This window comes from Streptomyces sp. NPDC015242 (genome assembly GCF_043079125.1).
In the GTDB taxonomy this organism is placed as follows: Bacteria; Actinomycetota; Actinomycetes; order Streptomycetales; family Streptomycetaceae; genus Streptomyces.
The window spans coordinates 74114-95762 of record NZ_JBIBUF010000005.1 but is presented as its reverse complement, the minus strand read 5'-3'; the positions used below and the strand labels follow the sequence as shown (position 1 = coordinate 95762).

18 protein-coding genes are annotated in these 21649 nt (G+C 72.5%); 11 read left to right on the top strand and 7 right to left on the bottom strand.

The window, feature by feature from the left end; translation table 11 throughout:
• Positions 1-4 precede the first annotated feature (4 nt).
• Positions 5-2227: a glycoside hydrolase family 6 protein gene (locus ACF07N_RS18275; protein ID WP_392113865.1), complete on the top strand. Its 2223-nt coding sequence runs from the start codon at positions 5-7 to the stop codon at positions 2225-2227.
• Between the two features lie 55 nt (positions 2228-2282).
• Positions 2283-3371 (top strand): lytic polysaccharide monooxygenase, encoded by a 1089-nt coding sequence (locus ACF07N_RS18270; protein WP_392113862.1) that lies wholly within the window; start codon positions 2283-2285, stop codon positions 3369-3371.
• A gap of 61 nt (positions 3372-3432) precedes the next feature.
• Here the strand turns inward: ACF07N_RS18270 and ACF07N_RS18265 are convergent, their stop codons facing one another.
• On the bottom strand, positions 3433-4110 hold the full coding sequence (locus tag ACF07N_RS18265) for a hypothetical protein (RefSeq protein WP_392113859.1): 678 nt from the start codon (positions 4108-4110) through the stop codon (positions 3433-3435).
• Positions 4111-4292: 182 nt separating this feature from the next.
• On the opposite strand from ACF07N_RS18265, the gene gcl reads away from it, so the two are divergent.
• On the top strand, positions 4293-6077 hold the full coding sequence (gene gcl / locus ACF07N_RS18260; RefSeq protein ID WP_392113856.1) for a glyoxylate carboligase: 1785 nt from the start codon (positions 4293-4295) through the stop codon (positions 6075-6077).
• Between the two features lie 68 nt (positions 6078-6145).
• On the opposite strand, the gene ACF07N_RS18255 is transcribed toward gcl, so the two are convergent.
• From ACF07N_RS18255 to ACF07N_RS18235, 5 genes are all read right to left on the bottom strand, one after another.
• Positions 6146-6754 (bottom strand): TIGR04222 domain-containing membrane protein, encoded by a 609-nt coding sequence (locus ACF07N_RS18255; protein WP_392113853.1) that lies wholly within the window; start codon positions 6752-6754, stop codon positions 6146-6148.
• A gap of 155 nt (positions 6755-6909) precedes the next feature.
• Positions 6910-7146, bottom strand: coding sequence for a hypothetical protein (locus ACF07N_RS18250; protein WP_392113850.1), 237 nt, complete (start codon positions 7144-7146; stop codon positions 6910-6912).
• Positions 7147-7460: 314 nt separating this feature from the next.
• Positions 7461-8918, bottom strand: coding sequence for a catalase (locus tag ACF07N_RS18245; protein ID WP_392113847.1), 1458 nt, complete (start codon positions 8916-8918; stop codon positions 7461-7463).
• Positions 8919-9113: 195 nt separating this feature from the next.
• Positions 9114-10007, bottom strand: coding sequence for a 2-hydroxy-3-oxopropionate reductase (locus ACF07N_RS18240; protein ID WP_362277674.1), 894 nt, complete (start codon positions 10005-10007; stop codon positions 9114-9116).
• A gap of 26 nt (positions 10008-10033) precedes the next feature.
• The gene (locus ACF07N_RS18235) at positions 10034-10855 is read right to left on the bottom strand and encodes a TIM barrel protein (RefSeq protein WP_392113844.1); all 822 of its coding nucleotides are present in this window, start codon (positions 10853-10855) and stop codon (positions 10034-10036) included.
• Between the two features lie 160 nt (positions 10856-11015).
• Here ACF07N_RS18235 and ACF07N_RS18230 point away from each other — a divergent pair, with 160 nt between their 5' ends.
• The 7 genes from ACF07N_RS18230 to ACF07N_RS18200 all read left to right on the top strand — a co-directional run bounded on the left by ACF07N_RS18230 (position 11016) and on the right by ACF07N_RS18200 (position 16777).
• Positions 11016-11267 carry a hypothetical protein gene (locus tag ACF07N_RS18230; RefSeq protein ID WP_383331017.1) on the top strand — a complete coding sequence of 84 codons (252 nt, stop codon included), beginning with the start codon at positions 11016-11018 and terminating at the stop codon, positions 11265-11267.
• Positions 11264-11632 (top strand): helix-turn-helix domain-containing protein, encoded by a 369-nt coding sequence (locus tag ACF07N_RS18225; protein ID WP_383331014.1) that lies wholly within the window; start codon positions 11264-11266, stop codon positions 11630-11632. Before ACF07N_RS18230 ends, ACF07N_RS18225 begins: the two co-directional genes overlap by 4 nt.
• Positions 11633-11807: 175 nt before the next feature.
• The gene (gene uraD / locus ACF07N_RS18220; protein WP_392113841.1) at positions 11808-12326 is read left to right on the top strand and encodes a 2-oxo-4-hydroxy-4-carboxy-5-ureidoimidazoline decarboxylase; all 519 of its coding nucleotides are present in this window, start codon (positions 11808-11810) and stop codon (positions 12324-12326) included.
• A complete protein-coding gene (uraH, locus tag ACF07N_RS18215; RefSeq protein WP_392113838.1) occupies positions 12323-12718 on the top strand; it encodes a hydroxyisourate hydrolase in 396 nt (131 codons plus the stop codon). The genes uraD and uraH overlap by 4 nt, the downstream gene beginning before the upstream one ends.
• 4 nt (positions 12719-12722) lie before the next feature.
• Positions 12723-13670: a factor-independent urate hydroxylase gene (pucL, locus tag ACF07N_RS18210; RefSeq protein ID WP_392113835.1), complete on the top strand. Its 948-nt coding sequence runs from the start codon at positions 12723-12725 to the stop codon at positions 13668-13670.
• A gap of 109 nt (positions 13671-13779) precedes the next feature.
• Positions 13780-15159, top strand: a complete 1380-nt coding sequence (locus ACF07N_RS18205; RefSeq protein WP_392113832.1) for an 8-oxoguanine deaminase — start codon at positions 13780-13782, stop codon at positions 15157-15159.
• A gap of 229 nt (positions 15160-15388) precedes the next feature.
• The gene (locus ACF07N_RS18200; protein WP_392113829.1) at positions 15389-16777 is read left to right on the top strand and encodes a nucleobase:cation symporter-2 family protein; all 1389 of its coding nucleotides are present in this window, start codon (positions 15389-15391) and stop codon (positions 16775-16777) included.
• 88 nt (positions 16778-16865) lie between these two features.
• Here ACF07N_RS18200 and ACF07N_RS18195 read toward each other — a convergent pair whose 3' ends face one another.
• The gene (locus tag ACF07N_RS18195) at positions 16866-18284 is read right to left on the bottom strand and encodes a hydrogenase expression protein HypA (RefSeq protein WP_392113826.1); all 1419 of its coding nucleotides are present in this window, start codon (positions 18282-18284) and stop codon (positions 16866-16868) included.
• A 204-nt stretch (positions 18285-18488) separates the two neighbouring features.
• Here ACF07N_RS18195 and ACF07N_RS18190 point away from each other — a divergent pair, with 204 nt between their 5' ends.
• Positions 18489-21533, top strand: a complete 3045-nt coding sequence (locus ACF07N_RS18190) for a BTAD domain-containing putative transcriptional regulator (RefSeq protein ID WP_392113823.1) — start codon at positions 18489-18491, stop codon at positions 21531-21533.
• The last annotated feature ends 116 nt before the right edge of the window (positions 21534-21649 follow it).

Below are 21649 nucleotides of genomic sequence, written 5' to 3'. Positions count from 1 at the left end.
GCACATGACAGACCGGACCAGACGCGCGGACACCCGCCCGCGCAGGCCGCACCGCAAGCGGACGGCGGCCCTGGCCACCGCGGTGAGCACGCTGCTGCTGGGCGCGGCGGCCCAGCTGACCGCACCCGAGGCGTCCGCCGCGGAGGCGCACGTCGACAACCCGTTCGCGGGCGCCTCGTTCTACGTCAACCCGGACTACGCGCGCCTGGTCGACGGATCCATCGCCCAGACCAGCGACGCGACGCTCAAGGCCAGGATGGAGAAGGTCAAGACCTATCCGACGGCCGTCTGGCTGGACCGGATCGCCGCCATCCACGGCGGTGAGGCCAACGCGGGCCGCAAGAGCCTCGCCGACCACCTGGACCTGGCGCTCGCCCAGAAGAAGCCCGGCCAGCCGCTCGTCGCCACGTTCGTCGTGTACGACCTGCCGGGCCGCGACTGCTCCGCCCTGGCCTCCAACGGCGAACTGCCCCTCACCGCGGCGGGTCTGGCCCGCTACAAGAGCGAGTACATCGACGAGATCGCCAAGGTCTTCGCCAACCCGAAGTACCAGGACATCCGCATCACCACGGTCATCGAGCCGGACGGCCTGCCCAACCTGGTCACCAACCTCTCCGACCCCGAGTGCGCCCAGGCCAAGAGCAGCGGCATCCAGGTCGACGCCATCCGGTACGCCCTGAACAAGCTGCACGCCGTACCGAACGTGTACACCTACCTGGACTTCGCGCACTCCGGGTGGCTCGGCTGGGACAACAACCTCGCCCAGACCACCCAGCTGTACACGGACGTCGTCAAGGGCACGACGGCCGGACTCGGCAGCGTCGACGGCCTGATCACCAACGTCGCCAACTACACGCCGCTCGCCGAACCGTTCCTGACCGACCCGAACAAGACGGTCGGCGGCAACCAGATCCGGTCCGGCAAGTACTACGAGTGGAACCCGAACTTCGACGAGTCGGACTTCACCAAGGCCGTGCACGCCGCGCTCGTGGCGCAGGGCTGGCCCGCCTCCACCGGCATGGTCGTCGACACCTCCCGCAATGGCTGGGGAGGCGCGGCCCGGCCGACCGCCGAGTCCACCAGCACGGTCCTCGACACCTACGTCAGCCAGTCCAAGGTGGACCGGCGGACCCACCGCGGCCTGTGGTGCAACGTCAACGGCGCCGGCCTCGGACAGCCCCCGCAGGCCTCGCCCGCCGGGTACCCGGACTCGCATCTCGACGCCTTCCTGTGGATCAAGCCGCCGGGGGAGTCGGACGGGGCCAGCAAGGACATCCCGAACGACGAGGGCAAGCGTCCCGACCCGATGTGCAACCCGGACTACACGGCGCCCAACGCGGGCGGCAACCCGACCGGCGCCATGCCGGACGCGCCGCTCGCCGGCCACTGGTTCCACAACCAGTTCTCGATGCTGGTGCGCAACGCGTACCCGGCCGTGCCGACGGACGGCGGCGGTGAGCCCGACCCGGCCGACACCACCGCTCCCACCGCGCCGGCCGGTCTGAGGTCCACCGCGAAGACCGCGACCAGTGTCTCCCTCGCGTGGACGGCGGCCACCGACAACGTGGGCGTCACCGGTTACGACGTGTACCGCGACGGCACCAAGGTCAACGCCTCGGCGGTCACCGGCACCACGTTCACCGACAGCGGGCTGACCGCGGCCACGGCGTACAGCTACACCGTCCGGGCCCGCGACGCCGCCGGGAACGTCTCGGCCGCCTCCACCGCGCTGAGCGTCACCACGGAGGCGGGCGGCGGCGGGCCCGACCCGGCCGGCGGTCTCAAGGTCACCTACAAGAACAACGACGCCTCGGCCACGGACAACGGCATCCGCCCCGGCCTGAGGATCGCCAACACCGGCAGCGCCTCCGTGGACCTGACCAAGGTCTCCGCCCGCTACTACTTCACCCGTGACGGCGGCTCGTCCACCGTGAACGCGTTCTGCGACTACGCCGCCGTCGGCTGCTCCAACCTCACCCTGCGGGTGGTGCCGCTGAGCACCCCGGTCCCGGGCGCCGACGCCTACCTGGAGATCGGCTTCCGCAGCGGCACCCTGGCGGCCGGCAAGGACACCGGCGATCTCCAGCTGCGCCTGGCCAAGTCCGACTGGTCCGCGTTCGACGAGTCCGACGACCACAGCCGGGCCACCGCCGCTTCCTACACCGACGCCCCGAGGATCCCCGCCTACCTGAACGGCGCCCTGGCCTGGGGCACCCCGCCGGCCTGACCCGCCCCGAACCCCCGGGGAGACAACCGAACCCACCATCCCCACAGGAGAGAACATGGCTCGAAGCACCAGACGCCCCCTGTCCTTACTGGCGGTCCTGGCCACCCTGCTCAGCGGGCTCGGACTGGCCCTGATCGGCCAGAACAGCGCGCAGGCGCACGGCGTGACGATGACGCCCGGCTCGCGGACCTACCTGTGCTGGCTGGACGCCAAGACCAGCACCGGCTCACTGGACCCGACGAACCCCGCGTGCAAGGCCGCGCTCGCCGAGAGCGGCGCGTCGTCGCTGTACAACTGGTTCGCCGTACTGGACTCCAACGCGGGCGGACGCGGCCCGGGTTACGTCCCGGACGGCAAGCTGTGCAGCGCCGGCGACCGCTCCCCGTACAACTTCACCGGTTACAACGCCGCCCGCGCCGACTGGCCCCGCACGCACCTCACCTCCGGGGCGACCATCCGCATCAAGCACAGCAACTGGGCGGCGCACCCGGGCGACTTCCGGGTGTACGTCTCCAAGCCCGGCTACTCGCCCACCAAGCCGCTGGGCTGGGGCGACCTGGAGCTGATCCAGACGGTCACGAACCCGCCGCAGTCCGGCTCGGTAGGCAGCGATTCCGGCCACTACTACTGGGACCTGAAGCTGCCCTCGGGCCGCTCGGGTGACGCGATGATGTTCATCCAGTGGGTGCGCTCGGACAGCCAGGAGAACTTCTTCTCCTGCTCCGACATCGTCTTCGACGGCGGCAACGGCGAGGTGACCGGCATCCGCGGTTCGGGCGGCACCCCGGACCCGACGCCGACGCCGACGCCGACCCCGACGCCCACCGATCCGCACGCCGGGTGCATGGCCATCTACAAGGTGACCAACTCCTGGGGCGGCGGCTTCCAGGGGTCCGTCGAGGTGATGAACCACAACACCACCGCGCGTGACGGCTGGGCCGTGCGCTGGCAGCCGGGCGCCGGAACCCGGATCAGCCAGGTCTGGAACGGCACGCTGAGCACGGGCACCGACGGCACGGTGACGGTCAGGCACGCGGACCACAACCGCACCATCCCGCCGGACGGCACCGTGACGTTCGGCTTCACCGCCACCTCGACCGGGAACAACCTGCCGGTCGGCTCGATCACCTGCGTCAACCCGTAACACCGCGCACGACGGCGCCGGCTCCCCGCCGTGGGGGCCGGCGCCGTCCCGCGCCCGCACGTCAGGCGGCGAACGCCTCGGCCGGCCCGTTCACCGGCTGCGGCGTGCCGGTCAGATCGAGCACGAACAGCGGCACGCCCAGCGCGTCGGCGCGGGCGCGGGCCTCGTCGCCGTACCCGGCGAGGGAGAAGTAGACGCAGGCCGCCGACTCCGTCATCGCGGTCAGCCACAGGCACTCCACGTCCCGCGCGTCCGCCGGGCGCACGGTCGGATCCACCTGGGCCAGCACGCCCGGGGCCGCGAGCCCGATGCCGGAGGGCGGGCGCCGGTCGGCGCGCCGCACCTGCCCGTGCCCGAGCCAGCGCAGGTAGACGACGACGGCGGTGACCGCGTCGCGCGCGGTGCGGATGGTCACCGGCCGGAAGGCGGGGCGCACCGGCCGCGGCGGGACGGTGTGCGGGACGTCCCGCACACCCGCCACCGGGAACCGCAGCACCGTGCCGCAGGGACAGCCGAGCTCCGGGTGCGGCCACGCGGCGGGGCGGTCGCAGGCCGCGCAGTGCACGGTCACCCACTCCTCGTCCCAGGAACGGTGGGCGACGGCGGACGGTTCCGCGCCCGGATCGAGCGGCGGCGCCACGGGCGCTCCACAGGCGCAGGGGTACGACGGCACGGCGAACAGATGGGCGCGCCCACAGGTCGGACAGCGCACCGCCACGCTCTCGGACATGCCCCCCATCGTCCACCCGCGGGACCGGCCTTGTCCGGTGCTCGGCCCATTGCCCGGACGTCTCTTGACGGGTTGTCCGCACCCCCCTACATTGCTTCCAGATAGTAGAAGTTAGTTTCCGCAATGCGGAAGGTGCTCACGGCGGGGCGCGACGGGAGTGCGTATCCGACAGCCGAACCAGGAGTAGTTCCATGGCTCGTATGACCGCTGCCCGCGCGGCAGTCGAGATCCTCAGGCGTGAGGGCGTCACCGACGCGTTCGGTGTCCCGGGCGCGGCGATCAACCCGTTCTACGCGGCGCTCAAGGCCTCCGGGGGCATCGCCCACACCCTCGCCCGGCACGTCGAGGGCGCCTCCCACATGGCCGAGGGCTACACCCGCACCCACCCGGGCAACATCGGCGTCTGCATCGGCACCTCCGGCCCGGCCGGCACCGACATGATCACCGGCCTGTACTCGGCGATCGGCGACTCCGTCCCGATCCTGTGCATCACGGGCCAGGCCCCGACCGCCGTCATCCACAAGGAGGACTTCCAGGCCGTCGACATCGCCTCCATCGCCAAACCGGTCACCAAGATGGCCGTGACCGTCCTGGAGGCCGCACAGGTCCCGGGCGTCTTCCAGCAGGCGTTCCACGTGATGCGCTCCGGCCGCCCGGGCCCGGTCCTCATCGACCTGCCGATCGACGTGCAGCTGACGGAGATCGAGTTCGACCCGGAGACGTACGCGCCGCTGCCGGTCTACAAGCCCGCCGCGTCCCGCGCCCAGGTCGAGAAGGCCATCGGGATGCTGAACGCCGCCGAGCGGCCGCTGATCGTCGCCGGCGGCGGTGTCATCAACGCCGACGCCTGTGATCTGCTGGTCGAGTTCGCCGAGCTGACCGGCACGCCCGTCGTGCCGACGCTGATGGGCTGGGGCGTCCTGCCCGACGACCACGAGCTGAACGCCGGCATGGTCGGCCTGCAGACCTCGCACCGCTACGGCAACGCGACCTTCCTGGAGTCCGACTTCGTCCTCGGCATCGGCAACCGCTGGGCCAACCGCCACACCGGCAAGCTGGACGTCTACACCGCCGGGCGGACGTTCGTCCACGTCGACGTCGAGCCGACCCAGATCGGCAGGATCTTCGCCCCCGACTACGGCATCGCCTCCGACGCCAAGGCGGCCCTGGAACTGTTCGTCGAGGTGGCACGGGAGTTGAGGGCGGCGGGCGAGCTGCCCGACCGGTCCGCCTGGGCCGCCTCCGCCCAGGAGCGGAAGGCCACGCTCCAGCGCCGCACGCACTTCGACGACATCCCGATCAAGCCGCAGCGCGTCTACGAGGAGATGAACAAGGCCTTCGGGCCGGAGACCCGGTACGTCTCCACCATCGGCCTCTCGCAGATCGCCGGCGCCCAGATGCTGCACGTCTACCGGCCCCGGCACTGGATCAACTGCGGCCAGGCCGGCCCGCTCGGCTGGACCGTCCCGGCCGCGCTCGGCGTCGCCAAGGCCGACCCGGAGGCCTCCGTCGTCGCGCTCTCCGGCGACTACGACTTCCAGTTCATGATCGAGGAACTGGCCGTCGGCGCGCAGCACCGCATCCCGTACGTCCACGTCCTCGTGAACAACGCCTACCTGGGGCTGATCCGCCAGGCGCAGCGGGCCTTCGACATCGACTTCCAGGTCAAGCTGGAGTTCGAGAACATCAACGCGCCCGAGCTCGGCGTCTACGGCGTCGACCACGTCAAGGTGGCCGAGGGCCTCGGCTGCAAGGCGATCCGGGTGACCGACCCGGCCGAGCTGGGCGCCGCGTTCGAGCAGGCCAAGAAGCTCGCCGCCGAGTACCGGGTGCCGGTCGTCGTCGAGGCGATCCTGGAGCGCGTCACCAACATCTCCATGTCGACGACCAACGACATCGGCGACGTCGTGGAGTTCGAGGAGATCGCCACCGAGCCGGGGCACGCCCCGACCTCCATCAGGACGCTGAAGGTCTGACACCGCGCCATAGGGGGCGGCCCGTCCGGCAGGACGGGCCGCCCCTCACGCATGCGCGGACGCGCCGCTCACTCCCCGCCCCCGCCGCCGCCCCCGCCGCAGTAGCCCACGCTCCCGCCCCCGCCCCCGCCGCCCGTGCCGCGGGGCGAGTGCCTCAGGAGTGCCTTGCCGCCCACCTCGGCCCGGCGGACCAGGCCCGCGCGCAGGGCGAAGCGGGGCAGCAGGAGCCGCAGGGCCGGCTCGCCGTGCAGGGCCACGGCCAGCAGCCGGTCGTCATGGCTCAGGCCGTGCCTGCTCGCGGGCAGCGGCCGGGTCCGCCGCAGGTCGCGCACCTGGCGGCGGGCCGCGCGCGTCGGGCCCAGCAGCGGGTGGCGCAGCAGGCCCGCGTCCGCGAGCGGGACGCGCATCAGCGCGACGGCCAGCCGGATGCCGGGGTCCTTCACCAGGGTCTTCAGCCCGGCGGGCTCCCGCAGGCGCGTGTGCACCGCCTCGGCCAGGGGCGACGGCGGCCGCAGGCCCTCCACAGCGTCCCCGATGCCCCTGCGCACCGTCCCGGGCGGACCGGCCTCGGCCAGGCCCCGCAGGTGCAGGTCCACCACGGCGACGGTGACGGCGGCCCGCGGGCCGTCCCCCAGCAGTGCGATCTCGTGCGGCTCCAGCCGGACCGCGTCGCTCATGACTCACCCCCGTACCGGGGCCCGCCGCCCCCGTGCCGGCGGGCCCCGTGTGCCGAGAATGTGCCCGGCCCCGGGGGCTGTTGAAGCCCCCGGGGCCGGGTTCAGAGGTTGATTTGAGGGTGTCGTACGCGGTGTACGGCCGGTGCCGTACGCGCTCAGGCGCCGTGGTGCTCCGAGAGCCCGGGCCAGTCGTCCGGGCCGCCGCCCTGCCACTCGACGAGGTCGTTGTCCTCGACGTCCGTGACGTACAGATCCGCCAGCCGCAGGATCTCCGACACGTCGTCGACGTGGGTGGCGACGCCCAGGGGCTCGTCGCCCAGCGTGACCCGCCGGGAGCCGTCCAGGGCGGGAGCGTGGACCACGACATGCGGATGCTCGGTCGGAGGTGCCATGCCTTCAGGCTGCCGCCACCGGCGCGGTCGCGCACCCCGGGGCGGGATGGCCGTCCGGCGGCGCGAGGCTGGGCGCGACAGGACGTTCGCGCCGCCGGACGGGGTCGGGGGGGGGGAGGGGAAGCGTGTGCTGGGACCGCGGCGGGTGCGACGGGATCCGGAGCGGGCTTCCCTCAGGTCGAGAAGCCGGTCCTGACCCCTTCACCACCGCACTGGCTCGCGCCCGCCGCGGTCCGCGCCCTGCCCGTGTCCGTGTCCGGGACGGCCACCCCTCATCCGGGCCGCCGCGGGCGGTCGGACACGGGCAGGGAGTCTCAGTCCTCGCGCAGCGCGCGGACCGCCTCCTCCACGCGCCTGCCGTACTCCGGGTCGGCGGCGTGGAAGTGCGCGAGGTTCTTCTCGATCACGTCGTCGCGGGAGACCCGGGACAGGCCCCCGGCGATGTTCGCGACCAGACGGGACTTCTCCTCCGCCGACATCAGCCGGTACAGCTCGCCCGCCTGGAAGAAGTCGTCGTCCTTGGTGTGCTGGGGCGCCGGGTGGGTGCCGGTGTGGCCGTGCACCGCGAACGGGGCCGACAGCGGCCGGCCGGTCTCGACCGGGCCGTCGTAGGAGTTCGGTTCGTAGTTCTTCGCGTACCGGCCCTGCGGGTTGGACGCCATCAGGCCGTCCCGGCCGTAGTTCTCGGCGGTGGTGGCCCGGGGCGCGTTGACGGCCAGCTGGGTGTGGTTGACGCCCAGGCGGTACCGGTGGGCGTCCGCGTAGGCGAACAGCCGGCCCTGCAGCATCTTGTCGGGCGAGGGGCCGATGCCCGGCACGAAGTTGTTCGGGGAGAACGCGGCCTGCTCGACCTCGGCGAAGACGTTGTCCGGGTTGCGGTCGAGGACCAGCCGGCCCACGCGCCGCAGCGGGTGGTCCGCGTGCGGCCAGACCTTGGTCAGGTCGAACGGGTTGAAGCGGTACTCCGCCGCCTCGGCCGCCGGCATGATCTGCACGTACAGCGTCCAGGACGGGTGCACGCCCCGCTCGATGGCCTGGAGCAGGTCCGTCTGGTGCGAGTTCGGGTCCTTGCCCGCGAGTGCGGCGGCCTGCTCGCTGCTCAGGCAGCGGATGCCCTGGTTCGTCTTGAAGTGGTACTTGACGAAGAAGGCCTCACCGCGGGCGTTGGTCCACTGGTAGGTGTGCGAGCCGTAGCCGTTCATGTGCCGGTACGAGGCCGGGATGCCGCGGTCGCCCATCAGCCAGGTCACTTGGTGCGTGGCCTCGGGGGAGTGGGCCCAGAAGTCCCAGACGTTGTCCGGCTCCTGACGGCCCGTGAACGGGTCGCGCTTCTGCGAGTGGATGAAGTCGGGGAACTTGACCGGGTCCTTGATGAAGAAGACCGGGGTGTTGTTCCCGACGAGGTCGTAATTGCCCTCACGCGTGTAGAACTTCACGGCGAAACCGCGCGGGTCGCGCACGGCGTCCGCGCCGCCGAGGCTGTCGGCCACGGTCGAGAAGCGCAGGAACACCTCGGTGCGCCGGCCCACCTCGCCGAGGAAGTCGGCGTGGGTGAAGTCCGTGACGTCGTCGGTCACTTCGAAGTGGCCGTAGGCACCCGAGCCGCGGGCGTGCACCACGCGCTCCGGGATGCGCTCGCGGTTGAAGCGCGCGAGCTTCTCCAGCAGGTGCTGGTCCTGGAGCAGGAGCGGTCCGCCGACGCCGGCGGTGGCGGAGTTCTGGTTGTCGGCGACGGGGGCGCCGGACTCGGTGGTGAGCACGCGCTGCGACATCGTGACCTTCCGTACGAGAGGGCAGCGGAAAAATGTTTCCGCTTTGTGGAGCCTAGGGTCGGGGCGATCGGAGCGTCAACAGTTTGTTGAAGCGGTGGGCATGGGTGGACCGGGCGGTGCCGCCCCTTTGGGCGCGACAGGACAGGTGTCAGCGGCGGCACCGCCCGGAGCAGGGGGACCCTTGGAGAGCGAGGGTCAGAGCTGCGCGCCGGAGAGCCGCTCCACGGCCCGCAGCAGCGCCGAGTGGTCCAGGCCGCCGTCGCCCTGCGCGCGCAGGGACGCGACGAGCTGGGCGACCACGGCGCCGACGGGCAGGGCCGCGCCGACGGTGCGGGCGGCGTCCGTGACGATGCCCATGTCCTTGTGGTGCAGGTCGATCCGGAAGCCCGGCTTGAAGTCCCGGGTGAGGAAGTTGTCCTTCTTGCGGGTCAGCACGGTCGAGCCGGCCAGGCCGCCGTTCAGGACGTCCAGCGCCGCCTTGAGGTCCACGCCGGACTTCTCCAGGAAGACCACCGCCTCCGCGCACGCCTGGATGTTCACGGCGACGATCAGCTGGTTGGCCGCCTTCACGGTCTGGCCGGAACCGTGCGGGCCGCACAGCACGATGGTCTTGCCGAGGGCCTGGAAGACCGGCTCGGCCTCGTCGAAGTCGGCCTGCTCGCCGCCGACCATGATGGACAGCACCGCCTCGATCGCGCCGGCCTCGCCGCCGGACACCGGGGCGTCCAGGACGCGGATGCCCTTGTCCGCCGCGGCTTTGGCGAGGTCGATGGAGGTCTGCGGGGTGATCGAGGACATGTCGATCAGCAGCGCCCCGGACCGGGCGTTCTCCAGGATGCCGTCGGGGCCGTAGGCGATGGCCTCGACCTGGGGGGAGGCGGGCACCATCGTGATGACGACGTCCGCGTCCCGCACGGCCTCGGCGATGGAGGAGGCGGCCGTCCCGCCCGCCGCGGCGAGCCGGTCCAGCTTGTCCTGCTCCAGCGTGTAGCCGGTGACCTGGTAACCCGCCTTGATCAGGTTCTCGGACATGGGGGAGCCCATGATGCCGAGGCCGATCCAGGCGACCTTGGGGAGAGTGCTGCTCATGATGGGGTGCCTTTCGGTGCAGGGGGTCAGCGGGGCAGCCAATCGAAGGCCTCGGCGCTCGGGCGGTCGCCCGGCTTGTACTCGAGGCCGACCCAGCCGTCGTAGCCCGCCTTCTTCAGCCGGTCGAGAAGGTCGTCCAGGGGGAGCGAGCCCGTGCCGGGCGCGCCGCGCCCCGGGTTGTCGGCGATCTGGACGTGGCCGGTCTTCGCGGCGAACCGCTCGATCACCGCGGGCAGGTCCTCGCCGTTCATGGACAGGTGGTAGAGGTCCATGAGGAAGCGCGCGTTGCCCAGTCCGGTGGCCGCGTTGACCCGGTCGACGACCTCGACGGCGGCGGGCGCGGACACCAGCGGGTACAGCGGCGACTCGGGCTTGTTCAGTGCCTCGATCAGCAGCACCGCGCCGATCCGGTCGGCGGCCCGGGCCGCGAGGGCCAGGTTCTCCAGCGCGAGCGCGTCCTGCTCGGCCGGGTCCACGCCCTCGACGCGGTTGCCGTACAGGGCGTTGAGGGCCGTGCAGCCGAGCGAGGCGGCGAAGCCGGCGGCCACGTCGATGTTGGCGCGGAACCGCTCCGACTCCGCGCCGGGCACCGACAGGGCGCCGCGGTCCGGGCCCGGCAGCTGCCCGGCGTAGAAGTTCAGCCCGGTGAGCTGTACGCCCGCGTCCTCGATCGCCCGCTTCAGGGCGTCGAGCTCGGACTGCTCGGGGGTGGGTGTGCCGGTCCAGGGCCACCACAGCTCGACCGCGGTGAAGCCGGCCGCGGCGGCGGCCGCGGGGCGCTCCAGGAGCGGGAGTTCCGTGAAGAGGATCGACAGGTTGACGTTGAAGCGCTGGTCTGCGAATCCCATCGGGCCGCGCTCCCTTCCGCTGTATTTCGTATTGTGGAAGTTGCTTTCTGCTTAACGGAAGACTGCCGTCGGGTCTCCCCGCTTGTCAAGGGGGCCGTGTCGGCTAGGGTCGCCTCGTGGCGGGCCCGGTGGGTCCGAGTCGGCACAGTCAGGGGGCACCATGCGCTTGAGGGTGGAGTTCACGACCGAGCCCTTCGACCTGGACGAGGCGCCCGCGCACGCGCTGGTCGCCCGCGAGGTCGTCGAGGCCGCCGAACTGGACGCCGTGGACGTCGGCCCGTTCGGCAACACCGCGCAGGGCGGGGCCGACGCGGTGCTCACCGCCGTGGACGCGCTGCTCCGCAGGACCCTGGAGGCCGGTGCCACCCGCATCACCCTCCAGGTCAACGTGGTCGAGGAGGACGGGGCGTGACCGGTGCCGGGGACGAGTCCTTCATCGCGGCCGTGAAGCCCCTGGTCGACGCCATGGGCGGGGAGATGCTGCCCCCCGACGAGGCCGGCCCCGACGATGTCGTGCTGTCCTGGGAGGGCCGCGAGACGGTCGCCGTACGGCTGCCGCAGCTCGCCGACTCCCTCGATCACATCCTGGCCGCCATGGAGCGCCGCAAGGGCATGCCGCTGGCCGACCTGGACCGCAAGGCCAAGCAGGAGGTGGTGCGCATACTGGAGGCGCGCGGCGCCTTCTCCGTGCGGCACGGGGTGGAGACGGTGGCGAGCGCCCTCGGGGTCAGCCGCTTCACCGTCTACAACTACCTGAACCGGGAAAAGGGGTCCTGACCGGGCCTTTCCCGGCCGCTTCCCCGCCTCGGCCGGCCGTGCCGCCGCCCCCCGGTTTCCGCGCTGTTTCCCCGTCGCGAATTTTCAACAAACTGTTGACTCGCTGTCGCGGGAGGGCGTTAGCTATCGGCACGCCCGTTCAGCACGACGGCCGCATCCGGCCACGGAGGCTCCCGTGACGTCCACTTCCACGCCGCCGGGCCTGGCCCGGTTCAACACTCTGGAGGAGCACGCGGCCCTCACCGCGCTCCACGAGGCGTGCACCTCCACGCGGTGGGCGAGACACCTGCTCGCCGCCCGCCCCTACGCCACCGTCGAGGAGCTGTACGCCGCGAGCGACGCCGCCACGGCGGACCTGACGGCCCAGGACCTCGCCGAGGCGATGGCCGGCCACCCGCCCATCGGCCGCCCCAAGCCCGGCGACCCCACCTCCGCCCGCGAACAGCGCGGCATGGCCGGGGCCTCCGAGGAGCTCAAGGCGGAGATGCTGGAACTGAACCTCGCCTACCAGGAGAGGTTCGGCCATGTCTTCCTGATCTGCGCCACCGGCCGCACCGGCGAGCAGATGCGCGACGCGGTCCGGGAGCGGATCGGCAACACGCCGGAGCGGGAGCGGGAGATCGTCCGCACGGAGCTGGGCAGGATCAACCGCATCCGCCTGGCCCGACTCGTCGAAGAGGAAGCCCGACCATGAGCACCAGCACCACCGCCTCGGTGTCCACGCACATCCTGGACACCAGCATCGGCCGGCCCGCCGAGGCCGTCGCCGTCCGGCTCGCGGCCCGCGCCGGCCGCGACGCCGCGTGGCAGGACCTCGGCGGCTCCGCGACCGACGGGGACGGACGGTGCAAGGACCTGCCGGCGCTGCCGGAGGGGACCACCCACGTACGGCTCGACTTCGCGGTCGAACCGTACTTCGAGACAAAGCAAGCCGATGCGCAGCAGGACGCCCCCGCGAATCGGGACAGCGGCGCCGGTGTGTTCTTCCCGGAGGTGGCGATCACGTTCGCCGTCGTCCCGGGCGAGCACTACCACGTACCGCTGCTGCTCAACCCGTTCGGCTACTCCGTATACCGAGGGAGCTAGCTAAATGACCGTCAATTCCCGCCCCGGCCGCCCTGTCCTGCTCGGACAGAACCAGTACGGCAAGGCCGAGAACCGAGTCGTGAGGATCACGCGGGACGGCGCCACCCACCACATCAAGGACCTGAACGTGTCCGTGGCGCTGAGCGGCGACATGGACGACGTCCACTACTCCGGCTCGAACACCAACGTCCTGCCCACCGACACCACCAAGAACACGGTGTTCGCCTTCGCCAAGGAGCACGGCATCGAGTCCGCCGAGCAGTTCGGCATCCACCTCGCCCGGCACTTCGTCACCAGCCAGGAGCCGATCCACCGGGCGCGCATCCGCATCGAGGAGTACGCCTGGGAGCGGATCGAGGCCTCCGACGCGAACTCGCAGTTCATCGGCGCCGACGAGGTCAAGCACTCCTTCGTCCGCAAGGGCCAGGAGACCCGCCTCACGCAGATCACCTACGACGGGGAGAAGTGGGAGGTGATCTCCGGCCTGAAGGACCTGGTCGTGATGAACTCCACCAACTCCGAGTTCTGGGGCTACGTCAAGGACAAGTACACGACCCTGAAGGAGGCCTACGACCGCATCCTGGCCACCGAGGTGTCGGGCCGCTGGCGGTTCAACTGGACCGACGACGACGAGCGCATGCCGCACTGGGAGAAGTCCTACGAGCAGGTGAAGAAGCACATGCTCCAGGCCTTCGCCGAGACGTACTCGCTCTCGCTGCAGCAGACGCTGTACCAGATGGGCGCGCGGATCATCAACCACCGCAGCGAGATCGACGAGGTCCGCTTCTCGCTGCCCAACAAGCACCACTTCCTGGTCGACCTGGAGCCGTTCGGCCTGAAGAACGACAACGAGGTCTACTACGCCGCCGACCGCCCCTACGGCCTGATCGAGGCGACGATCCTGCGGGAGGGCTGCGAGCCGCTCATCCCGGTGGACCTCACCAACCTCTGACGTTCCTCCTTTCGGCACCCGTGGCCGGGGGAACCCGTCTCCCGGCCACGGCACTCAAAACCCCCGGGGTCCTGCCGTGCCCTCTCCACATCAGCGCAAAGGACGAACCATGGCAGCAGACCGGCGCATCGTCATCGAGAACTGTGCGATCGCGACCGTCGACGCGCACGACACCGAGTACGCCTCCGGGCACGTCGTCATCGCCGGCAACCGCATCGAGTCCCTCGGCGCGGGCCCCGCCCCCGAGGGCCTGCGGGACGTGGCCCGCCGCATCGACGCCTCCGGCCACCTCGTGACCCCCGGCCTGGTCAACACGCATCACCACTTCTACCAGTGGATCACCCGCGGCCTGGCCACGGACCACAACCTCTTCGACTGGCTCGTCGCGCTCTACCCCACCTGGGCGCGCATCGACGAGCCGATGGTCCGCGCGGCGGCCCAGGGCTCGCTCGCGATGATGGCCCGCGGCGGTGTCACCACCGCCATGGACCACCACTACGTCTTCCCGCAGGGCTCCGGCGACCTCTCCGGCGCGATCATCGGCGCCGCCCGCGCCATGGGCGTCCGCTTCACCCTCGCCCGCGGCTCCATGGACCGCAGCGAGAAGGACGGCGGCCTGCCCCCGGACTTCGCCGTGGAGACCCTCGACGGCGCGCTCGCGGCCACCGAGGAGACCGTGCGCCGCCACCACGACTCGTCCTTCGACGCCATGACGCAGGTCGCGGTCGCGCCCTGCTCGCCCTTCTCCGTCTCCACCGAGCTGCTGCGCGACGGCGCGCAGCTGGCCCGCCGCCTCGGCGTGCGCCTGCACACCCACGGCTCGGAGACGGTCGAGGAGGAGAAGTTCTGCCACGAGCTGTTCGGCATGGGCCCGACCGACTACTTCGAGTCCACCGGCTGGCTCGGCGAGGACGTGTGGATGGCGCACTGCGTCCACATGAACGACTCCGACATCGCCGCCTTCGCCCGCACGAGGACCGGCGTCGCGCACTGCCCGTCGTCCAACGCCCGCCTCGCGGCCGGCATCGCCCGCGTCCCCGACATGCTCGCCGCCGGCGTCCCGGTCGGCCTCGGCGTCGACGGCACGGCCTCGAACGAGTCCGGCGAACTCCACACCGAGCTGCGCAACGCCCTCCTCATCAACCGCCTCGGCGGCCACAAGGAGGCCGCGCTCAACGCCCGCCAGGCGCTGCGCCTGGGCACCTTCGGCGGCGCCCAGGTCCTCGGCCGGGCCGCGGAGATCGGCTCGCTGGAGCCCGGCAAGCTCGCCGACCTGGTGCTGTGGCGGATGGACACCCTCGCGCACGCCTCCATCGCCGACCCGGTCACCGCCCTGGTCCTCGGCGCGGCGGCCCCCGTCACCGCCTCGTTCGTGAACGGCCGGCAGATCGTCGAGGACGGACGCCTGCTCACCGCCGACGAGGACGCCATCGCCCGCGCCACGCGCGACGAGGCACAGCGCCTGGCGCGGATCGCCGCCCAGGCCTGACCACCCGGATACTCCGGCCGGGAGGGACGGCTCCCGGCCGGCGGCCGTGGACCCGAGCGGGGTCCGCGGCGGCTGTCTCCGGGGCGTGCGCGTCGATCGCTCGCGCCCCGGAACGGTCACTCCACCGTCCCCTCGCATGTCCGGTCCCGCACGACCACCCCGCACCACCTCCCTGACACCCACGGCGGCCCCCGGGCACAGCCGTGTAACCGACCGGAGGGACGCCGCCGTGGCCGACCACCCCGTTGACGAAAAACTCCCCGCGCTCAAGATGGCGACGACCGGCCTGCAGCACGTGGCCGCCATGTACGCCGGAGTCGTCGCCCCACCCCTGATCGTCGGCGCGGCCATCGGCCTCTCCGCCACCGACCTGACCTTTCTCACCGGCGCCTGCCTGTTCACCGCGGGCCTCGCCACCTTCCTGCAGACCCTCGGCGTCTGGAAGATCGGCGCCCGGCTGCCGTTCGTCAACGGCGTCACCTTCGCCGGTGTCGCCCCGATGACCGCGATCGTCGCCTCCACCGAGGACAAGTCCGACGCCCTGCCGGTCATCTTCGGCGCGGTCGTCGTCGCCGGACTGCTCGGCTTCCTCGCCGCCCCCGTCTTCTGCAAGGCGATCCGCTTCTTCCCGCCGGTCGTCACCGGCTCCGTGATCACCCTCATCGGCATATCGCTGCTGCCCGTCGCCTTCGGCTGGGCACAGGGACCGGATCCGGCAGCGGACGGCTACGGCTCGGCGACCAACCTGGGCCTCGCGGGCGTGACCCTGCTGATCGTGCTGCTGCTGCGCCGGTTCACCCGCGGCTTCGTCAAGCAGATCGCCGTGCTGCTGGGCCTGGTCGCCGGCACCCTGATCGCGATCCCGTTCGGCGTCACGGACTTCGGCCCGGTCGCGGACGCGGACGTCGTCGGCTTCCCGACGCCGTTCCACTTCGGCGCCCCGCAGTTCCAGCTCGCCGCGATCCTGTCGATGTGCGTGGTGATGGTGGTGTCGATGACCGAGTCGACCGCCGACATGCTGGCCCTCGGGGAGATCGTCGACCGCCCGGCCGACGAGAGGACCATCGCAGCGGGCCTGCGCGCCGACACCCTCGGCTCGGCGATCAGCCCCCTGTTCAACGGCTTCATGTGCAGCGCCTTCGCGCAGAACATCGGCCTCGTCGCCATGACGAGGATCCGCAGCCGGTACGTCGTCGCCGCGGGCGGCGGTTTCCTGGTGCTGATGGGGCTGTGCCCGATGGCGGCCTCGCTGATCGCCGTCGTACCGCGCCCGGTGCTCGGCGGGGCGGGCGTGGTCCTGTTCGGCTCGGTCGCCGCCAGCGGCATCCAGACCCTGGTCCGGGCGGGTCTGGACAAGGACAACAACGTCCTGATCGTCGCCGTCTCCCTGGCCGTCGGCATCATCCCCATCACCGCGCCGGACTTCTACCACGCCTTCCCGGAGACGGCCCGCATCGTCCTGGACTCCGGCATCTCCACCGGCTGCGTGGCGGCGGTGCTGCTGAACCTCGTCTTCAACCACCTGGGCCGCGGCGGCCGCGACGCCCACGACGTGACCCACCCGATGGAGGCGGGCGAGGAGCTCACGGGCGCGCCCAAGGCACCGGCCGCGCCCTGACCCTGCCGGACCCGGCGCGGTCCCGGCCCTTCCGGGCGCGGTGCGACCTCCGCCCCGGCCGGCGACCGCCGGCCGGGGCGGTGCCGTGTCACACCGTGAGCTTCACGGCCTCCAGCCAGACGTCGTTGTCCAGGGTGCCGCCGAAGGTGAAGTCGGGGCGGGGCTTGCTGCACACCCGCCCGCCCCAGCTCTGCCCGCGCAGGCGCACGGTGTTGCAGATCTCGCCGCTGCCGACGTTCATGGCGAAGCCCAGCATGTTCGGGGCGTCCCGTCGCGCGCTGCCGATGGTGAAGTTCTTCCCGTCGCCGGTGACGGCCGTCCAGCTCGGCTGCCACTCGCCGCGGCCGTCCACCGGCTTCGCCGCGTGCCGGAAGGCGTTGGCGGCCGAGCCGTCGACGCCGTGCACCGCGATGTTGAGGGCCTTGATGGGCCGGTTCTGGCCCGAGGTGCCGGCGATCGTGCCGTCGCACACCGGCTTCTGCCAGCCCTGCCCGGAGACGTACGCGCGGTAGCAGATGTGCCGTCCGGAGGGGTCGCTCGCGGCGAGCCGCTTCACGGCGGTGGCCGCGGTGTCCTGCGGGGGCTTCGCGGTGACGGTGGTGGTGGCCGCCGGGGGCCTGGCCGTGATGGTGACGGTGACCCGGCCGGCTCCCTTCGTCCGCGACGTGCCCGTCGGCTTCGGCTTCTTCTTGTCCGCGTCCTCGCCCTTGCCCTTGCCGGTGGCCGAGGGGGAGACGGACGGCGAGGCGGACGGGGGCGGGATCGGGAGGGAGGACGGCTTCAGGGCCGAGCTCGCGGCCGAGGGCGAGCCGCTGGTGCGCGCGGCGGTCTCCTCCCGGTTCCCGCCGTCGCCGGAACCGCCGCTGCCCAGGATCACCAGCGGTACGACGACCAGGGCGGCCACACCGAGCGCCACGGGCCCGACGACCAGGGGCCTGCCGAGCAGTCCGGGGCCTTCGAACTCGTCGTCCGACTGGCGCGAGCCGGGCGTGCGGGCGGGCGCGGGCGCGACGGAGGGCGGAGGTACGCGGGAGACGACCGGTGTCCCCTCGGGTTCGGGCAGCGCGTACGACGCCTCGTCGACGTCGACGTCAAGGGGGCCGTCCTCGTGAGCCGGGCCGGGAGCGTGGCGCGTGGTGCCGGACTCCGCTCCGGCAGCGGGCCCGTCCTCGGCGGGGAGCGGTCCGGGGACCTCCTGCAGCTGTTCGCGCAGCGTGCTGGAGCCGTCCGGGAGGACCTCCACGTACGCCACGTACCCCGCGGCCGGATCCGAGATCGCTGCCGTGACGGCGCTGCCGCGGTCGCTCGCGCGGGTGTGCAGCAGGTCGAGGATCGCGGCGTCGACCGTCGTCCCCTCCGCCACCGGCACCGGTTCACCGTCGACGGCGGCGGATCCGTCACCGGAGATGACCACCGTGACGTCCGCGAAGGGCTCCGTCGACCCCGCGGGCGCGTCGGGGTGTCCCGCGGTGACCGGCTCGTCCGCTTCCTCGTGTCCCGGGCTCATCGGCGTTCCTCTCTGACGTGCCCGGCCGATCACACGGCCGGGTCGGTATCGGCGTTGCCCGCGTACCGCAACGGGCCCCGGCCGCAAAGGGTTCAACGCGCCGGCGACCAGCCCGATGACCGGCACGTCGGCGGTGACGTGTGACGGAACGGCATGTTCCGGTGAACCGCCCTGGCCGGGGCGGATCCGCACTAGAGTCCGAACGTGGACTACGTGAATACCTTCCGTTTCGCTCTGCTGGGGCCGGTCCGGGCATGGCGCGGGGAACGGGAACTGGACCTCGGCTCGCCGCAGCAGAGGGTCGTGCTGGCGGCACTGCTCTTACGCCGTGGACGCCCCCTGCCGCTGGGCGAACTCATCGACGCCGTCTGGGGCCAGGAGCCACCCGCCGCCGCCGTGTCCGTCCTGCGGACGTACGTGTCGCGCCTGCGCAAGGTGCTGGAACCCGACCGCGGCCCGGCGCAGCGGCCCCGGGTGCTCGTCTCCGTCGGGGACGGTTACCTGCTGAACGTGCCGGACGACGGCCTGGACCTCGCCGTCTTCCAGCGCCGGGTCGCGCAGGCCAAGCGGGCGCGCGCCGCGGGCGACGTCTCCGGCGCCGCGGACCTGCTGCGCGCCGCGCTCGACGGCTGGCGCGGTACCGCCCTGTCCGGACTCCCCGGCCCGCTGCCCGAGACGGTGTGCTCCTGGCTCGACGAGGAGTGGCTGACCGCGCTGGAGGCGCGGCTGGACGCCGACCTCGCGCTCGGACGCCACCACGAGGTCATCGCCGAACTGCTGTCCCTCACCGCCGGGCACCCCCTGCGCGAGGAACTGTGCCGCCTGCTCATGCTCGCCCTGTACCGGTCGGGCCGGCAGGCCGAGGCCCTGGCCGCGTACCGGGGCGCACGCGCCGCCCTGGTGGCGGAGCTGGGCGTCGAGCCCGGCTCGTCCCTGCGGGAACTGCACGACCGCATCCTGGCCGCCGACCCCGCCCTCATGCCGCACCGGGCGCAGGATCCGGCTCCGGCCGTGCCCACCCGCTCCCGGCCGGGCACGCCGGACGCACCCCCCGGCACCGCACCGGCGCCCGGCGGGCAGGGGGACGCGACGGCCGGCGACGGCACGGCCCCGGACGCCACAGCGCCGCACAGCGCAGACCGTCCCGGCCCGGCCGACCCGTACGAACCCCGCTTCCAGCCGGCCCGCCCCGCGCAACTTCCCGCCGACCTGCCCACGTTCGCCGGACGCGCCGGTGAACTCGACCGCGTCGGCGAGCTGTTGCCCCGCGACGGCAGCCCGCCGTCGACCGTGGTGATCAGCGCGATCGGCGGGATGGGCGGCATCGGCAAGTCGACCCTGGCCGTGCACTGGGCGCACCGGATCGCCGACCGCTTCCCCGGCGGTCAGCTCTACGTCAACCTGCGCGGCTTCGACCCGACCGGCTCCACCGTGACGCCCGACGAGGCCGTGCGCAGCTTCCTCGACGCCCTCGGCGTCCCGCCGATGCGCATACCCACCGGTCTCGACGCGCAGGTCGCGCTGTACCGCAGCCTGCTCGCGCGCCGCAGGGTGCTCGTCCTGCTCGACAACGCCCGCGACGCCGAACAGGTGCGCCCGCTGCTGCCCGGCTCCCCGGGCTGTCTGGTCATCATCACCAGCCGCAACCGGCTCGCCGGCCTGGTCGCCGGCGAGGGGGCGCACCCCCTGACGCTGGACCAGCTGACCCGGGCCGAGGCACACGACCTGCTGGCCCTGCGCCTGGGCACCGAGCGGCTGGCCGCGGAGCCGCAGGCGGCGGAGGAGATCATCACGCGGTGCGGCCGCCTGCCGCTGGCCCTCGCCATCGTCGCCGCCCACGCCCGCGCCCACCCCGGCTTCCCGCTCAGCGCCATCGCCGACGAGGTGAACGACAGCCACGGCAGCCTGGACGCCTTCGCCGGCGGCGACGACATCACCACCGACGTACGGGCCGTCTTCTCCTGGTCCTACAAGGCGGTGTCCGCCCCGGCCGCGCGCCTGTTCCGGCTGCTGGGCCTGCACGCCGGGCCGGACATCTCCGCGCCCGCCGCGGCCGCTCTGGCCGGTCTCGCCCCGCGTGAGGCGCGCGCGCCGCTCGCCGAACTGACCCGGGCCCACCTGCTCATCGAGCACTTCCCGGGGCGCTACACCCTGCACGACCTGCTGCGCGTGTACGCCGCCGAACGCGTCCAGGCCGAGGAGACCCAGCAGGAACGGGACCTGGCCCTCGGGCGGTTGCTGACCTGGTACCTGCACACCGCCGACGCGGCCTATCCGCACATCACCCCCCACCGCCGCCGCATCCCGCTGGAGCCGCGGCCGCGGCACTGCCGGCCCCTGGAGTTCACCACGCACGAACGGGCCCTGGACTGGTGCGAGACCGAACGGTCCAATCTGATCGTCGCGGTGCACGAGGCCGCCCGGTCCGGGCAGACGGGCATCGCGTGGCGCCTGCCCGCCGTCCTGTGGGGGTTCTTCTACCTCCGCAGCCACGTGCACGACTGGCTGGACGCCGCGGGGACGGGTCTCGCCGCCGCCCGGGAAGCCGGAGACCGGGACGGGGAGGCCCAGGGCCTGGCCGACAAGGCCGCCGCGCTGCGCAACGCGGGCCGGTTCGACGAGGCGGTCGAACACCTCCAGCAGGCGCTGGTGCTGAGCCGGGAACTCGGGGACCGGGCGGCCTGGGCGTCGGTGATCGCCAACCTGGGCGACGCCTACCTGCACGCCGGCCGGCTCCGGGAGGCCGTCGAGTACGCCCGCCGCGGACTGGTCCTCGACCGCATCGCGGGCAACGTCTGGGGCGAGGGCATCGCCCTGTCCAACCTGGGCGACGCCTACCAGCGCATGGGCCGCTACGACGAGGCCCTCGACTGCCTGCGGCGGGCGCTGGTCGTCCTGCGGGCGGGCGGCAACCGCTGGGTCGAGGGCGTCACCCTCGACATCCTCGGCACCATCCACCACCGCCTCGGCCGGTACGGCGAGTCCGTCGACCACTACCACCGGGCGATCGCGACGCACCGGGACATCGGCAACCGCTGGGGCGAGGGCCACACCCTGGGCCACCTCGGGGACGTCCACCTCGACGGCGGTGAGACCGAGGCGGCCCGGGCGAGCTGGCGGCACGCGCTCGCGATCTTCGCGGAGTTCGGCCATCCGGACGCCGAGCGGGTCCGCGAGCGGCTCGACCACCTGCCGGACGGTCCGGCGGGCGCGCACATCCGGCAGGTCGCGCCGAGACGATCCGCCTGACATGGCCCTCCTTCGCCGGTGAGACCCGCCGGCGACGACCGGCAGGCACCCGCACAACGCGCCCGGGGGTGGGGACGGTTCAACGTTCCGGCGAGCCGTCCCCACCGCCCGGGCGG

Bases quoted from the DNA above. Each gene is read 5' to 3' on its own strand.
- ACF07N_RS18245 (WP_392113847.1), bottom strand. From the start codon at position 8,918: ATGTCGCAGCGCGTGCTCACCACCGAGTCCGGCGCCCCCGTCGCCGAC.
- uraH (WP_392113838.1), top strand. From the start codon at position 12,323: ATGAGCACCAGCACCACCGCCTCGGTGTCCACGCACATCCTGGACACC.
- ACF07N_RS18255 (WP_392113853.1), bottom strand. From the start codon at position 6,754: ATGAGCGACGCGGTCCGGCTGGAGCCGCACGAGATCGCACTGCTGGGG.
- ACF07N_RS18250 (WP_392113850.1), bottom strand. From the start codon at position 7,146: ATGGCACCTCCGACCGAGCATCCGCATGTCGTGGTCCACGCTCCCGCC.
- ACF07N_RS18265 (WP_392113859.1), bottom strand. From the start codon at position 4,110: ATGGGGGGCATGTCCGAGAGCGTGGCGGTGCGCTGTCCGACCTGTGGG.
- ACF07N_RS18270 (WP_392113862.1), top strand. From the start codon at position 2,283: ATGGCTCGAAGCACCAGACGCCCCCTGTCCTTACTGGCGGTCCTGGCC.
- ACF07N_RS18240 (WP_362277674.1), bottom strand. From the start codon at position 10,007: ATGAGCAGCACTCTCCCCAAGGTCGCCTGGATCGGCCTCGGCATCATG.
- ACF07N_RS18235 (WP_392113844.1), bottom strand. From the start codon at position 10,855: ATGGGATTCGCAGACCAGCGCTTCAACGTCAACCTGTCGATCCTCTTC.
- gcl (WP_392113856.1), top strand. From the start codon at position 4,293: ATGGCTCGTATGACCGCTGCCCGCGCGGCAGTCGAGATCCTCAGGCGT.
- ACF07N_RS18205 (WP_392113832.1), top strand. From the start codon at position 13,780: ATGGCAGCAGACCGGCGCATCGTCATCGAGAACTGTGCGATCGCGACC.
- pucL (WP_392113835.1), top strand. From the start codon at position 12,723: ATGACCGTCAATTCCCGCCCCGGCCGCCCTGTCCTGCTCGGACAGAAC.
- ACF07N_RS18195 (WP_392113826.1), bottom strand. From the start codon at position 18,284: ATGAGCCCGGGACACGAGGAAGCGGACGAGCCGGTCACCGCGGGACAC.
- ACF07N_RS18230 (WP_383331017.1), top strand. From the start codon at position 11,016: ATGCGCTTGAGGGTGGAGTTCACGACCGAGCCCTTCGACCTGGACGAG.
- ACF07N_RS18275 (WP_392113865.1), top strand. From the start codon at position 5: ATGACAGACCGGACCAGACGCGCGGACACCCGCCCGCGCAGGCCGCAC.